11 protein-coding genes and 1 pseudogene are annotated in these 14,017 nt (G+C 65.3%); all 12 read right to left on the bottom strand.

Annotation, left to right across the window (positions count from 1 at the left end; all coding sequences use genetic code 11):
* Window positions 1-135: 135 nt before the first annotated feature.
* The 12 genes and pseudogenes from secG to uvrA all read right to left on the bottom strand — a co-directional run bounded on the left by secG (window position 136) and on the right by uvrA (window position 14,015).
* Entirely contained in the window at window positions 136-393 is a 258-nt protein-coding gene (gene secG / locus AC4EEO_RS09510) for a preprotein translocase subunit SecG (protein ID WP_018761260.1), read from the bottom strand.
* Window positions 394-441: 48 nt separating this feature from the next.
* Window positions 442-1,257 carry a triose-phosphate isomerase gene (tpiA, locus tag AC4EEO_RS09515; RefSeq protein ID WP_133831520.1) on the bottom strand — a complete coding sequence of 272 codons (816 nt, stop codon included), beginning with the start codon at window positions 1,255-1,257 and terminating at the stop codon, window positions 442-444.
* Between the two features lie 102 nt (window positions 1,258-1,359).
* The gene (locus AC4EEO_RS09520) at window positions 1,360-2,586 is read right to left on the bottom strand and encodes a phosphoglycerate kinase (protein WP_491340323.1); all 1,227 of its coding nucleotides are present in this window, start codon (window positions 2,584-2,586) and stop codon (window positions 1,360-1,362) included.
* Between the two features lie 10 nt (window positions 2,587-2,596).
* Window positions 2,597-3,607, bottom strand: a complete 1,011-nt coding sequence (gene gap, locus AC4EEO_RS09525; protein ID WP_018761257.1) for a type I glyceraldehyde-3-phosphate dehydrogenase — start codon at window positions 3,605-3,607, stop codon at window positions 2,597-2,599.
* Between the two features lie 259 nt (window positions 3,608-3,866).
* Complete coding sequence (locus tag AC4EEO_RS09530; protein ID WP_026264449.1) at window positions 3,867-4,493, bottom strand: superoxide dismutase; 627 nt, start codon at window positions 4,491-4,493, stop codon at window positions 3,867-3,869.
* 99 nt (window positions 4,494-4,592) lie between these two features.
* Window positions 4,593-5,573, bottom strand: coding sequence for a DNA-binding protein WhiA (whiA, locus tag AC4EEO_RS09535; protein WP_015937022.1), 981 nt, complete (start codon window positions 5,571-5,573; stop codon window positions 4,593-4,595).
* A 9-nt stretch (window positions 5,574-5,582) separates the two neighbouring features.
* The gene (locus AC4EEO_RS09540) at window positions 5,583-6,599 is read right to left on the bottom strand and encodes a gluconeogenesis factor YvcK family protein (RefSeq protein WP_491340324.1); all 1,017 of its coding nucleotides are present in this window, start codon (window positions 6,597-6,599) and stop codon (window positions 5,583-5,585) included.
* Window positions 6,599-7,522, bottom strand: coding sequence for an RNase adapter RapZ (gene rapZ / locus AC4EEO_RS09545; RefSeq protein ID WP_018761254.1), 924 nt, complete (start codon window positions 7,520-7,522; stop codon window positions 6,599-6,601). The genes AC4EEO_RS09540 and rapZ overlap by 1 nt, the downstream gene beginning before the upstream one ends.
* Window positions 7,523-7,590: 68 nt before the next feature.
* The gene (uvrC, locus tag AC4EEO_RS09550) at window positions 7,591-9,591 is read right to left on the bottom strand and encodes an excinuclease ABC subunit UvrC (RefSeq protein ID WP_491329928.1); all 2,001 of its coding nucleotides are present in this window, start codon (window positions 9,589-9,591) and stop codon (window positions 7,591-7,593) included.
* A gap of 44 nt (window positions 9,592-9,635) precedes the next feature.
* A pseudogene (locus tag AC4EEO_RS09555) lies at window positions 9,636-10,305 on the bottom strand (lysophospholipid acyltransferase family protein).
* A complete protein-coding gene (locus AC4EEO_RS09560) occupies window positions 10,292-11,008 on the bottom strand; it encodes an HAD hydrolase-like protein (RefSeq protein WP_026264444.1) in 717 nt (238 codons plus the stop codon). Before AC4EEO_RS09560 ends, AC4EEO_RS09555 begins: the two are co-directional and overlap by 14 nt.
* 82 nt (window positions 11,009-11,090) lie before the next feature.
* Window positions 11,091-14,015, bottom strand: a complete 2,925-nt coding sequence (gene uvrA, locus AC4EEO_RS09565) for an excinuclease ABC subunit UvrA (RefSeq protein ID WP_109044632.1) — start codon at window positions 14,013-14,015, stop codon at window positions 11,091-11,093.
* Window positions 14,016-14,017 lie beyond the last annotated feature (2 nt).

Genomic DNA, 14,017 nt, shown 5'->3' on the forward strand with positions numbered 1-14,017 from the left:
ACATCTCCTGCCTCGAAGCGGATGGCCGGTTTCGGCAGCTTAAACGCAACTGTGGCCGCCGGTAAACCGACAGCCACAGTTTAGATGCCCGATCCGGGCAGCGGGAGGGCCTCTGGACCCTAGTCAGCGGGACCCTTAGGAGTCGCCACCGCCGCTGAACCGCATAATCAGGCCGAGGGCAATGATTACCACGCCCCACGTAACGCCCAAGACGATGGTGAAACGGTTGAGGTTTCGTTCGGCTACCCCGGAGGAGCTAAGGCCCGAGCTCATGCCGCCGCCGAACATATCGGAAAGCCCGCCGCCGCGACCCTTGTGCAAGAGGATCAGCAGCGTCAGCAGGAGGCTGGTGATGCCCAGGAGGATCTGCAGGATGACATGAAGAACGTCCACGACGGCCTTTCGGAAGTTGGGATGGCGGGAGTTTGTACTGGCGCCGGACTAGTCCGTGACCAGGTGGCTCTCGAACCTGACAATATTAGCAAACTCGGCAGGATCAAGGCTGGCACCGCCCACCAGGACCCCGTCCACGTCGCGCTCCTGCAGGATGGCGGCGGCGTTGTTGGCCTTGACCGAACCGCCGTACAGCAGGCGGGTCTTGGCGGCAACGTCCGCACCGAAGAGGTTGCCGAGCTCCGCCCGGATCGCAGCGCACATTTCCTGCGCATCCTCGGGGCCCGCGACCTCGCCGGTGCCAATCGCCCAGACGGGCTCGTAGGCGACCACCAGTTCGGCGGCCTGGTCGTTGGTGAGCCCTGCAACTCCGGCGCGGAGCTGCTGGAGCGTGTGTTCCACATGGGTTCCCGCCTGGCGGATTTCCAGGCCCTCCCCGACGCACAGGACCGGAGTGACCCCATGCTTGAAAGCCGCCTTGACCTTGGCGTTCAGGACGTCGTCGGACTCGTTGTGGATGGTACGGCGTTCGCTGTGGCCCACCAGGACGTAGGTGCAGCCAAGCTTGGCGAGGAATTGGCCGGAGATGTCGCCGGTGTAGGCTCCGGAGTCGAACTGGGAAAGGTCCTGGCCGCCGTAGGCCACCTGCAGGTCATCGCCCTGGACCAGAGTCTGGACGCCGCGGAGGTCCGTGAACGGCGGGAAAACGGCAACCTCGACCCGGCTGTAGTCGTGCTTGGCATCGGAGAGGGTCCAGGCCAGCTTCTGCAGGAGGGTGATGCCCTGCACGTGGTCCATGTTCATTTTCCAGTTGCCCGCGATGAAGGGCTTGCGGTCGAAGGCGCCGTTCGTTGACGTAGTCACGTGATCTCCATAAAAGTCTTGATATGTGTGCGGCCGGCAGGCTGCCGCGGGCAACCTGCCGGCCGGAGGACTGTCCAGTCCGATACTGCTGTGGCAGTTGTGCTACCGGTCCAGGACGCTGAGGCCGGGAAGCTCCTTGCCTTCAAGGTATTCCAGGCTTGCACCGCCGCCAGTGGAAATATGGCCGAACTGGTCGTCTGCGAATCCCAGCGTACGCACCGCAGCCGCGGAGTCGCCGCCGCCCACGACGGTGAAACCCCCGGTTTCCGTCAGCGCCTGCGCGATGGCGCGGGTGCCGGCGGAGAACGCCTCGAATTCGAAGACGCCCATGGGACCGTTCCAGAAGACCGTGCGGGCTCCCTTGATGCGCTCCGCGAACGCGGCAGCGGTGTTGGGGCCGATATCCAGGCCGATGCCGTTGGCACCGAAGCTGCTGCCTTCGATGGCCTCCGCCGGCACCGTTTCGTGCGCGGCGTCGGCAGCAAACTTCTCTGCCACCACGACGTCCGTGGGCACGACAAACTCGGTACCCGCATCCGCGGCCCGCTTGAGGTAGTCCTGGACCACGGGGATCTGGTCTTCCTCCAGGAGGCTGGAGCCCACCTTGTGACCGGACGCTGCCAGGAAGGTGAACAGCATGCCGCCGCCCACCAGGATGGTGTCGGCTTTGCCAAGCAGGTTGTCGATGACCGCAAGCTTGTCGGAGACCTTGGAACCGCCGAGCACCACGACGTAGGGACGCTGGGTGTCGGTGGTCAGCTTCCGAAGGACTTCCACCTCCGTACGGACCAGGTCGCCCTGGTATGACGGCAACCGGGTGGCGACGTCATAGACGCTGGCGTGCTTGCGATGGACGGCGCCGAAGGCATCGTCCACGTAAGCGCCGTTGTCGCCGGTGAGTGCCACGAGTTCGTCGGCGAAGGCGCCGCGTTCGGCGTCGTCCTTGCTGGTCTCCCGGGAGTCGAAGCGGACGTTCTCCAGGACCAGCACTTCGCCGTCCTGCAGGGCGGCAGCAGCCTCCTTGGCGGCACCACCCACGGTGTCAGCTGCCAGGGTGACCTTGAAGTCCGCCAGCTCGGCGAGGCGGTCCACGGCGGGGCGAAGGGAATACTTGTCCTCCGGGGCGCCCTTGGGGCGTCCGAGGTGGGCTGTTACCAGCACGCGGGCACCGGCGTCCGTGAGCTTTGACAGCACTGGAAGTGAGGCCTTGATGCGGCCGTCGTCAGTGACTGTAGAGCCGTCGAGCGGCACATTCAGGTCACTTCGAACCAGAATGTACCGCCCGCGGACACCTTCAGCGATCAGTTCGTTGAGGGTGTGAGATGTCATGTGTCTAACCCTAGCCCAGCTTGGATGCCACGAGCTCCGTGAGGTCGACGAGGCGGTTGGAGTAGCCCCATTCGTTGTCGTACCAGGAAACAACCTTGACCTGGTTGCCGATGACCTTGGTCAGGCCGGCGTCGAAGATCGAGGACGCAGGGTCGCCAACGATGTCGGAGGAGACGATGGGCTCGTCCGTGTAGGTCAGGAAGCCCTGCAGTTCCTCGGACTCCGAGGCGCGCTTGAGGGCGGCGTTGACTTCCTCCACGGTGGTCTCGCGGGAGACGGTGACGGTGAGGTCGGTGGCGGAGCCGGTGGGCACGGGGACGCGGATGGCGTAACCGTCCAGCTTGCCCTTGAGCTCGGGGAGGACAAGGCCGATTGCCTTTGCGGCGCCGGTGGAGGTGGGGACCATGTTGATCGCGGCAGCACGCGCACGGCGCAGGTCCTTGTGCGGGCCGTCCTGCAGGTTCTGGTCCGCGGTGTAGGCGTGAACGGTGGTCATGAGCCCACGCTCAATGCCGAATTCGTCGTTGACCACCTTGGCCAGCGGGCCGAGGCAGTTGGTGGTGCAGGAGGCGTTGGAGATGATGTTGTGCGTGGCGTTGTCGTAGAGCTTGTCGTTGACGCCCATCACGATGGTGATGTCCTCGTCCGAGGCCGGAGCTGAGATCAGGACCTTCTTGGCGCCTGCATCGATGTGCTTCTGGGCGTCTGCTGCCTTGGTGAAGAACCCGGTGGATTCGATCACGATGTCCACGCCCAGTTCGCCCCAGGGGAGCTTGGCGGGATCGCGCTCGGCCAGGACCTTGACGACGTTGCCGTTGACGACGATGTTGCCGTCCTTGACCTCGATGGTCTCCTTTAGGCGTCCGCCGACGGAGTCGTACTTGAACAGGTGGGCCAGGGCTTCGGGGCTGGTGAGGTCGTTGACGGCAACGATCTCCAGGTCCGCGCCTTGTGCAAGTGCTGCGCGGAAGTAGTTGCGGCCAATGCGGCCGAAGCCGTTGATACCAATACGGGTCGTCACTTTTACAGTCTCCTTGGTGCTTTGAGAAGCACTACTAGTTGAGCGGGCGTTCAAGCCAACTAACAGATCCCGCACGCCATTGGGCAGAGATGATTAACACGGAGGGCGACCAGCCTCATTGCTGAAGGCTAACCGCCTTCCGTGACCCATCTTACGTTTAACTGGGTCCGCCCCCGCAAGTGCGGGGGCGGACCATCCACATCCCGGCCGGTTTAAGTCAGAATGTGAAGTTTGTTACATCGATGTATAACGCAGCTCACTACGGGAGGGTGATGAGTCCCGTGGCGTTGGCGCGTGCAGCCTCGAAGCGCTGGGCGACGTCGGCCCAGTTGACGATGTTCCAGAATGCCTTGACGTAGTCGGCCTTGACGTTGACGTAGTCCAGGTAGAAGGCGTGCTCCCACATGTCCAGCATCAGCAGCGGCGTGGTGCCCAAGGCAACGTTCCCCTGCTGGTCGTACAGCTGCTCGATGACCAGGTTTCCACCGATGGGTTCGTAGGCCAGGAAGCCCCAGCCCGAGCCCTGCAGGCCCAGTGCCGCGGCGCTGAACTGGGCGCGGAACGCATCGAAGGAACCGAACGCGTCGTCGATGGCAGCTGCCAGCTCGCCTTCGGGCTTGTCGCCGCCGTCCGGGGACAGGTTGTTCCAGAAGACCGAGTGGTTGATGTGGCCGCCGGTGTGGAACGCGAGGTCCTTGGAGAGACGGTTGATGTTGGCGAAGTCGCCCTTTTCCCGTGCTTCGGCAAGCTGGGCCAGTGCGTTGTTGGCGCCGGTGACATAGGCTGCGTGGTGCTTGCTGTGGTGCAGCTCCATGATCCGCGCAGAGATGTGCGGCTCAAGGGCGGCGTAGTCGTACTTGAGTTCGGGCAATACGTACTCAGTCACAAAATCCTCCAATATCGTGGACACGCGGTCCGGTTGGTGACTCTCGGATTGTGCATCCGGGCGTCTGGCGCCCGGAATCTTTTTGATTCTATGGGGCGCTTACTCGTCCAGCATTTCCGGCGTCACATTGGCGTCGGTTCCGGGAATGCCCAGGTCAAGGGCGCGTTTGTCCGCCATGGCCAGGAGCCGGCGGATCCGGCCGGCAATCGCGTCCTTGGTCATCACGGGGTCGGCCAGCCGGCCCAGTTCGTCCAGGCTCGCCTGTTTGTGCGCCACCCGCAGTTCCCCGGCGTATTTCAGGTGGTCCGGAACGTCGTCGCCGAGGATCTCCAGGGCCCGGTCCACCCGGGCGCCTGCGGCCACCGCGGCCTGCGCGGAACGGCGCAGGTTGGCGTCGTCGAAGTTGGCGAGCCGGTTGGCCGTGGCACGGACTTCCTTGCGCATGCGGCGTTCTTCCCAGACCATCAACGCGTCGTGGGCGCCCATCCTGGTCAGCAGCGCCGCGATGGTGTCGCCGTCGCGGATGACCACGCGGTCCACTCCCCTGACCTCACGCGCCTTGGCCTGGATGTCCAGGCGGCGGGCCGCCCCGACCAGGGCGAGGGCCGATTCGGGCCCCGGGCAGGTGACCTCCAGCGAGGACGACCGTCCCGGTTCCGTCAGTGAGCCGTGGGCCAGGAACGCCCCGCGCCATACGGCTTCGGCATCGGCCGCCGAGCCGTTGACGACGGCGGACGGCAGCCCCCGCACCGGGCGGCCCCGGCCGTCCAGCAGGCCGGTCTGCCGGGCCAGTGCTTCGCCGTCGCGGACCACGCGGACCACGTAGCGGCTGGCGCGGCGCAGTCCACCGGCCGAGACCACGATGATTTCGCTCTGGTGTCCGTAGACTTCGGCGATGGCGGCGCGGAGCCGGCGGGCCGTGGACGCCAGGTCCACTTCCGCTTCGATGACGATCCGGCCGGAGATGATGTGCAGTCCCCCGGCGAACCGGAGCATGGCGGAGACTTCCGCCTTGCGCACTGATGACTTCTTGATGTCCAGACGGGACAGTTCTTCTTTGACTGATGCTGTCAGTGCCATGGCACCTTCCTAACTGTTCCCAAAAATGTCCTGGTACGCCGTGGCCAGCCGCAGTGGCTCGTGGACTGGGCGGCGTCCCGACGCCCCTACTTTACCCAAGACCACCTCCGCTCCAATCATGGCGGCGGCCTTCTCGAACTCCTGCCGGTCGGGTACTGAAGCGGGATCGGCGAGGACCACGTCCACGCTGAACTCCGGAGCGTAGCGCCGGAGGACGTGGAGATGGTCGGCGGCGCTCATGCCCGACGTTTCTTTGGTATCGGTGGCAAGGTTCATGGTCAGGCAGCGCTTGGCCGGCGTGCTGCACAGTGCCTGGCGCATCTCGGGCAGCAGCAGGTGCGGCAGGACCGAGGTGTACCAGGACCCCGGGCCCAGGACCACCCAGTCCGCCAGCTCGATCGCCGTCAGGGCCTCCGTGCAGGCCGGCGCCGATTTCGGCAGGAGCCGGACTTCTTCGAGCGACCCGGCGACGGCGCAGCGCGCTTGCCCGTGGATGGTCTCCAGCCCCGTTCCGCCGCCGGGGGTGGTGATGCGGACGTCGCCTTCGATCGTGAGCGGGACGGTGGACATGGGCAGCACCTGGCCACGGGCGCCCAGCAGCGCACCGGCCCACTTGAGTCCGGCGACGGCGTCGCCCAGCAGTTCCCACAGGGTGACGATCAGCAGGTTGCCCATGGCGTGCTCATCGAGGGAACCGCCCGGGCCTTTTCCGGCGCGGAACCGGTGCTGCATGACGTCGCGCCAGGTGCGGCCCCAGTCGGTGTCGTCGCACAGGGCGGACAGGGCCATGCGGAGGTCGCCGGGCGGGAGCACGCCGTACTCCTCGCGCAGGCGCCCGGACGAGCCGCCGTCGTCCGCCACGGTGACAATTGCGGTGAGCTCGGAGGTGAGCAGGCGCAGGGCCGACAAGGAGGCCGCGAGGCCGTGTCCGCCGCCCAGTGCTACAACGTTGGGGCCCTTGTCCTGGCCGGGCGACGTACCGCCGGCCGGTGGCACCAGGGGCAGGGCGCCGGTGAAAAGGGCCATTATTCGCGGCCCAGATCCCGGTGCGCGGTGGTCACGGTGACGCGCGGGTACTGGGCGAGCTTCTTGGAAAGCTCGACGGCGACCGCGACGGAGCGGTGCTTGCCGCCGGTGCAGCCAACGGCAATCGTGGCGTAGTGCTTGTTTTCCCGCCGGTATCCCTCCAACACGGGCTCCAGCGCGAGGACGTAGCGGTCCACGAAGTTCTTGACCCCTTCTGCCTCAAGCACGTAGTCACTGACGTCCTTGTCCAGGCCGGTCAGGGGGCGCAGCTGGGGCACCCAGTGCGGGTTGGGAATGAACCGCACGTCGGCCACGTAGTTGGCGTCCACCGGGAGGCCGTACTTGAAGCCGAAGCTCATGACGTTCAGGCGCAGGGCCACGGGACCGGTTTCGCTGAACAGCTCCGTAATGGCCGTGGCGAGTCCGTGGACGTTGTAATTGGAGGTATCGAGCACGACGTCGGAGCTGTCGCGCAGCTCCTGCAGCAGCTCGCGTTCCGCGGCGATGCCGTCAAGGATACGGCCCCCGCCCTGGAGCGGGTGGGGGCGGCGGCCCTGTTCGAAGCGCCGGACCAGGACGTTGTCGCTGGCGTCCAGGAACAGCACCCGGAAGGTGACCCCGCTGGCGGCGAGTGCGCCCAGTGCGGACCGGATGTCGGCGAAGAGTCCCTTGCTGCGGACATCGATGACCACCGCGAGCCGGGGAATGGACTGGGGAGCGTGCGAGACGAGTTCGGCCAGGGTGCCGAGCATCTGCGGCGGCAGGTTCTCCACGACATACCAGCCGTGGTCCTCCAACGCGTCGGCGGCGGTGCTCCGCCCGGCGCCGGACATTCCGGTGACCACCAGCAGCTCCGCTTCGAGCGGCTTGACTGTCTCCAGCCCGTCCTGCCCGTCCTCGGATCCCGCCGTCGTGTCTGCCATGAAGTCCGCCCCGTTTCGTTGTTGTGCCAGGGGCCGCCGCAGTGGCGCCGCCCCGTCACTTACCCTAGCTAAGTTTCAATGATTTCGCCGGTGGACATGTTAATTGCCGGGACGGACACGGCGTCGTCCGTGCCGGTGGCAAAGTGGTTCACGATGGCGCCGGCCAAGGCGGGTCCGATCCCCTTGGCTTCGGAGAGCTCTTCCACGGTGGCGGCCTTGACGCCCTTGACCGAACCGAAATGCGCCAGCAGGGCCTTCCGTTTGGACGCGCCCAGGCCCGGGACGGCGTCAAGCGCGGAGACGGTCATGGCCTTGCCGCGCTTTTGCCGGTGAAAGGTGATGGCAAAGCGGTGGGCCTCGTCACGGATCCGCTGCAGCAGGTACAGGCCTTGGGAAGTTCGGGGCAGGATCACCGGAAAATCGCTGTCCGGCAGCCATACTTCCTCCAGCCGTTTGGCCAGGCCCACCACGTAGACGTCATCGATGCCAAGCTCGGCCAGGGCGCGCGCTGCCGCGTTTACCTGCGGCTGGCCGCCGTCCACCACCACAAGGTTCGGCGGGTAGGCGAATTTGGCCTTGGGCGCCGGCGTGGTGGTGTCCAGCACTGCGTCCCCGGCCACAGGGTCTTTCCCATCCGCGGCAAGGAGGGATTCATCCACCTGTGCGGACTTGTCCTGCAGGTAATGGCGGAAACGCCGGGTCAGGACGTCATGCATGGCCGCCGTGTCGTCGGAGGCGGCAGGCCCGGTGATGGAGAACTTGCGGTAATCGGACTTCTTGGGCAGGCCGTCCTCCACAACCACCATGGAGGCCACCACGTTGGTCCCCTGGACGTGCGAAACGTCGAAGCATTCGATCCGGAGCAGCGGAACGGGCAGGTCAAGGGCTTCCTGCAGTTCCTGGAGTGCCTGCGACCTGACGGTGATGTCACCGGCACGCCGGGTTTTGTGGAGCTTGAGCGCGTGCTCGGCATTTTCTCGCACAGTGGACATCAGCGCCGCCTTGTCTCCGCGCTGCGGGACGCGGATGTCCACTTTGGCCCCGCGGATGCCGCCAAGCCAGGTGGCGAGGTCCTCCGCGTTGCTGGGTGCGACAGGGACCAGGACCTCGCGCGGCAGCCTGCCGTGGGTCTCGCCGTCCTCGCCGTAGACCTGCTGGAGCAGGTGCTCCACGAGGTCCGGGGTGGTGAAGTCCTCCACCTTTTCCACCACCCAGCCACGTTGCCCGCGGATCCGGCCGCCCCGGACGTGGAACACCTGGACTGCGGCTTCGAGCTCGTCCTCGTGCAGGGCGAAGACGTCGGCGTCGGTGTCTTCGGACAGCACCACGGCGTTGCGTTCGAAGACTTTGCGCAGGGCGGCGATGTCGTCGCGCAGCCGCGCGGCGTGTTCGTAGTCCAGTTTCGCCACGGCGTCGGCCATCTGCTTTTCCAACTTGTTGATGAACCGTTTGGCTTCGCCGCCCATGAAGGCGCAGAAGTCGTCGGCCAGCGCCCTGTGGTCGTCCGGCGAGATCCGGCCCACGCAAGGTGCGGAACATTTGTCGATGTAGCCCAGCAGGCACGGCCGGCCGCTGGCTTCGGCCCGTTTGAAGACGCCGGCACTGCAGCTGCGCACAGGGAAGACGCGCAGCAGGGTGTCCATGGTTTCGCGGATGGCACCGGCGGTGTAGGGGCCGAAGTAGCGGGTACCCTTCCGCTTGTCCCCGCGCATGACCTGGACCCTGGGGTATTTTTCGCCCATGGTGACGGCGAGGTAGGGGTAGGTCTTGTCGTCCCGGAACACGACATTGAACCGGGGCTTGAATTCCTTGATCCAGGTGTACTCAAGCTGCAGCGATTCCAGTTCGCTGCCCACCACGGTCCACTCGACGCTGCTGGCCGCGTGGACCATGGCGTAGGTTTTCGGCAACAGGCCCGCCGGGTTGGCAAAGTATGAGTTCAGGCGGGACCGGAGGCTCTTCGCCTTTCCCACGTAAATCACCCGCCCATGCGGGTCACGGAACCGGTAGACGCCCGGGTTGGTGGGGATTTCACCGGTTTTGGGCCGGTAACTTGCTGGATTTGCCACCTATCAAGTCTACTAAGGCGCGCCGGGCATCTGCGCCAGCACGGCTACTCGGCGGACTTGCTCTGGTTGTAGCTGGTCGAGCGCTCCTGGCCGGTCAGGGCAGCGATCGCGTCCATGATCCGGTCCGTGACCTCACGGCGCGCGGGCAGCGAGTGGTCCGGGCCGGTCTTATCGAAGTACAGCGGCTCCCCCACCTTCATGGTGAAATGCTGTGGCCTGACACCCTTTTCGCCGGCCCGCTGGAGTTTTTCGGTCCCGATCAGGCCCACCGGAATGACCGGTGCCCCGGTGGTCAGCGCGAGCCAGCCGACGCCGGTGCGTCCGCGGTACAGGATGCCGTCGCGGGACCGGGTGCCCTCAGGGTAGATGCCGATGCCGCGGCCGGACTCAAGGATGTCCAGGAGTGTCTTGAGCGCCTGGACGCTGGCTGCCTGTTCGCCGCGCTCCACGGGGATGGAACCCACTGATTCGAAGAAGGCCTTCATGACCTTGCCTTTGAGGCCTTCCGGTGGTGAAGTACTCGGCCTTGGCGAAGAACGCGACCGGGCGGGGCATCAGCGCCTGCACGATCACACTGTCAAAGAAGGACAGGTGGTTGGGGGCCACGATGAAAGGGCCGTCGGAGGGGACATTGTCCAGGCCGACGACGGTGGGGCGGCAGGTGCCGGAGATGAGGTTCCGCGTCGTCCAGCGGACGGCATCAAACATTTCCATTGTTGCTCACCCCGCTCATGGCCGCGGTGTGGACGGCTTGCAGCCGTTCGATGACTGTGACCAGTTCCTCACCAGTGCTGACGACGGCGACCGACCCGGCCTCTTCAAGTTCGCCGTCTGGCGCGAATCCCCAGGCCACGCCAATACAGTCCAGGCCGTTGGCAATCGCTCCCGAAACGTCCTGTGCCCGGTCCCCCACCATGATGGCGTGTTCGGTATCCAGGTCCCGCAGGGCTGCGGCAATGATCTGGGTCTTGCCCAGCGGAACGCCGTCCACGGCAGCCTCGTCGTCGGCGGACCCGTGGATGCCGTGGAAGAAGCCGTCGATGCCGTGGTGTGCCAGTACGGTGTGGGCAAGGCGCTGCGGCTTCTGGGTGGCCACGGCAACGGGCCGTCCGGCCGCTGCGAAGGATTCGAGGATTTCCTGGATTCCGGGGTACAGCCTGCTCTGGGCGATTCCGGTGGAGACGTAGTGTTCCCGGTAGCGGCGGACCACCTCTTCAAGGCGGTCCGCCGGCACCTTCGCTACGTTGAGCAGTGAGTCGCTCAATTTGGGGCCGATCATCGCATCCAGCAGGTCCTGGGCGGGAACCGGCAGCCCCAGCCCGCGGAGGGCCGATGCAATGCCTTCTGTTATTCCACCGGCCGGGTCGACAAGAGTGCCGTCCAGGTCAAAGATCACGGGCACTGTTGTTGAAGTCACCGGGTTAGTTTCTCACGACAGCGCGAGTGCCTGAAACTCGCATTCCCGTACAGGAATATTTCCGGACAGATTCCTCTGCTGGTCAGCCCAGTATTTCTGCCAGGAACTTCCCCGTATGGCTGGTGCTGGACTTGGCGACCTGCTCCGGCGTTCCCGCCGCGACGATCTGGCCGCCACCCGAACCGCCGTCGGGCCCGAGGTCCACGAGCCAGTCCGCACTCTTGATGACGTCCAGGTTGTGCTCGATGGTGATCACCGTGTTGCCCTTGTCCACCAGCCCTTGGAGGACCATGAGGAGCTTGCGGATGTCCTCAAAGTGCAGCCCCGTGGTGGGCTCGTCCAGGACGTAGATGCTGCGCCCGTTGGACCGCTTCTGCAGCTCGGCCGCGAGTTTGACGCGCTGCGCTTCACCGCCGGACAACGTGGTGGCGGGCTGGCCCAGCCGCACATAGCCCAGTCCGACATCCACCAGGGTGTTCAGGTGGCGGGCGATGGGCGAGAATGCCGCGAAGAACTCGGCGCCCTCCTCGATGGGCATGTTGAGGACGTCAGCGATGGTCTTGCCCTTGTAGTGGACTTCCAGCGTTTCCCGGTTGTAACGGGCACCGTGGCAGACCTCGCAGGGGACGTACACGTCAGGCAGGAAGTTCATTTCGATTTTCAGCGTGCCGTCACCGGAGCATGCTTCGCAGCGGCCGCCCTTGACGTTGAAGGAGAACCGGCCCGGCAGGTAGCCGCGAACCTTGGCTTCGGTGGTCTCCGCGAAGAGCTTGCGGATGTTGTCGAACACTCCCGTGTACGTGGCCGGGTTGGATCGGGGGGTGCGGCCGATGGGGCTCTGGTCCACGTGGACCACTTTGTCCAGGTGCTCGAGGCCCTGGACGGTCTTGTGCCGGCCAGCCACCTGCTTGGCGCCGTTGAGCTTGTTGGCGAGCACCTTGTAGAGGATTTCGTTGACGAGCGTGGACTTACCGGAACCGCTCACGCCGGTCACCGCAGTAAAGAGTCCCAGCGGGAAGGCGGCGTCGACGTTGACGAGATTGTTCTCCCGGGCGCCCACCACTTTGATTTCGCGCTTTTTGTCGTACTTCCGGCGCTTTTTGGGCACGGCGATGGCCTTGCGGCCGGACAGGTAGTCGCCGGTCAGCGATTGCTTGTTTTCCAGCAGCTCCTTGTAGGTTCCGGAGTGCACCACCTGGCCGCCGTGTTCTCCTGCGCCCGGTCCGATGTCCACGATCCAGTCAGCCACGTGGATGGTGTCCTCGTCATGCTCAACCACGATGAGGGTGTTGCCCATGTCGCGGAGCCGGGTGAGGGTTTCGATGAGCCGGCGGTTGTCGCGCTGGTGCAGGCCGATGGAGGGCTCGTCCAGGACGTACAGCACGCCCACCAGGCCGGACCCGATCTGGGTGGCGAGCCTGATGCGCTGTGCTTCGCCGCCGGAGAGGGTGGCTGAGGGGCGCTCGAGGTTAAGGTATTCGAGGCCCACATCCAGCAGGAAGGTAAGCCGCGCCTGGATCTCCTTGAGGACCTGGTGCGCGATCTGCGCTTCACGTCCGGTCAGGACCAGGGTGTTCAGGAACTCCGCACAGTCCCGCATGGGCAGTGCCGCTACTTCGGCGATGGACTTGCCGTTGATGAGGACCGAGAGCGAGGCCGGGTTGAGCCGGGCACCGTTGCAGGAAGGGCATGGGACCTGGCGCATGTATTCTTCGTAGCGGTCGCGGGCCCAGTCGGAATCGGTCTCGCCATGCTTGCGGTGGACGTACTGGATGGCACCCTCGAAGCCGGTGCTGTATTTGCGTTCCCGGCCGAACCGGTTCCGGTACTGCACCACCACCTTGTGGTCCTTGCCGTGCAGGATGGTCTGGCGGACGTCCTTGCCGAGCTTCTCCCACGGCGTGGCCATGGAGAAGCCCACTTCCTTGGCGAGGCCTTCCAGGAGACGGTTCCAGTATTCGGTGGTGGCGGTTCCCAGGGACCATGGCGCGATGGCGCCTTCGGAGAGCGAGAGTTCCGGGTTGGGAACGATCAGTTCCTCGTCCACCTCCAGCCGGGTACCGATGCCGCTGCAGGCCGCGCAGGCACCGAAGGGGTTGTTGAAGGAGAACGAGCGGGGCTCGATCTCGTCGATGGCCAGCGGGTGTTCGTTGGGGCAGGCGAGGTTCTCGGAGAAAGCCCGGATCCGTCCGGGATCGTCGGCGTCAAGATCCACGAACTCGGCCAGGACGCGGCCTTCCGCCAGCCCCAGGGCCGTCTCGATGGAGTCGGTGAGCCGCTGGCTGATGCCTTCCTTGACCACGAGGCGGTCCACCACTACCTCGATGGTGTGCTTGAACTGCTTGCCCAGCTTGGGCGGATCGCTCAACTGGACCAGGTTGCCGTCCACCCGCGCACGGGAGTAGCCCTTGGCGCTGAGCTCTTTGAAAAGGTCAACGAACTCGCCCTTGCGGCCGCGCACCACCGGCGCCAGGACCTGGAATCGGGTTCCGTCTGCGAGTTCCAGGAGCTGGTCCACAATCTGCTGCGGCGTCTGCTTGGATACCGGCTCACCGCACACGGGGCAGTGCGGCCTGCCGACACGTGCCCACAACAGGCGCATGTAGTCGTAGATTTCGGTGATGGTGCCCACGGTGGACCGCGGGTTCTTGCTGGTGGACTTCTGGTCGATGGAGACCGCGGGAGACAGCCCTTCGATGAAGTCGACATCGGGTTTGTCCACCTGGCCCAGGAACTGGCGCGCGTAGGCGGAGAGCGATTCGACGTAGCGGCGCTGGCCTTCGGCAAAGATGGTGTCGAACGCCAGGGACGACTTTCCGGATCCGGAGAGGCCTGTGAAGACAATCATGGCGTCACGGGGCAGGTCCAGGTCCACGTTGCGCAGGTTGTGCTCCCGCGCGCCCTTCACGACGAGCCTGGAGAGGTCCGGCCGCTGCGGGACGGCAGCGGGGGCGGCGGTGAAGGAGGAGGCGGGGGCAGAGGTTTCTTCAGCTACGGCTTTAGGCACCC

It is taken from the genome of Pseudarthrobacter sp. MOO13 (assembly GCF_058267655.1).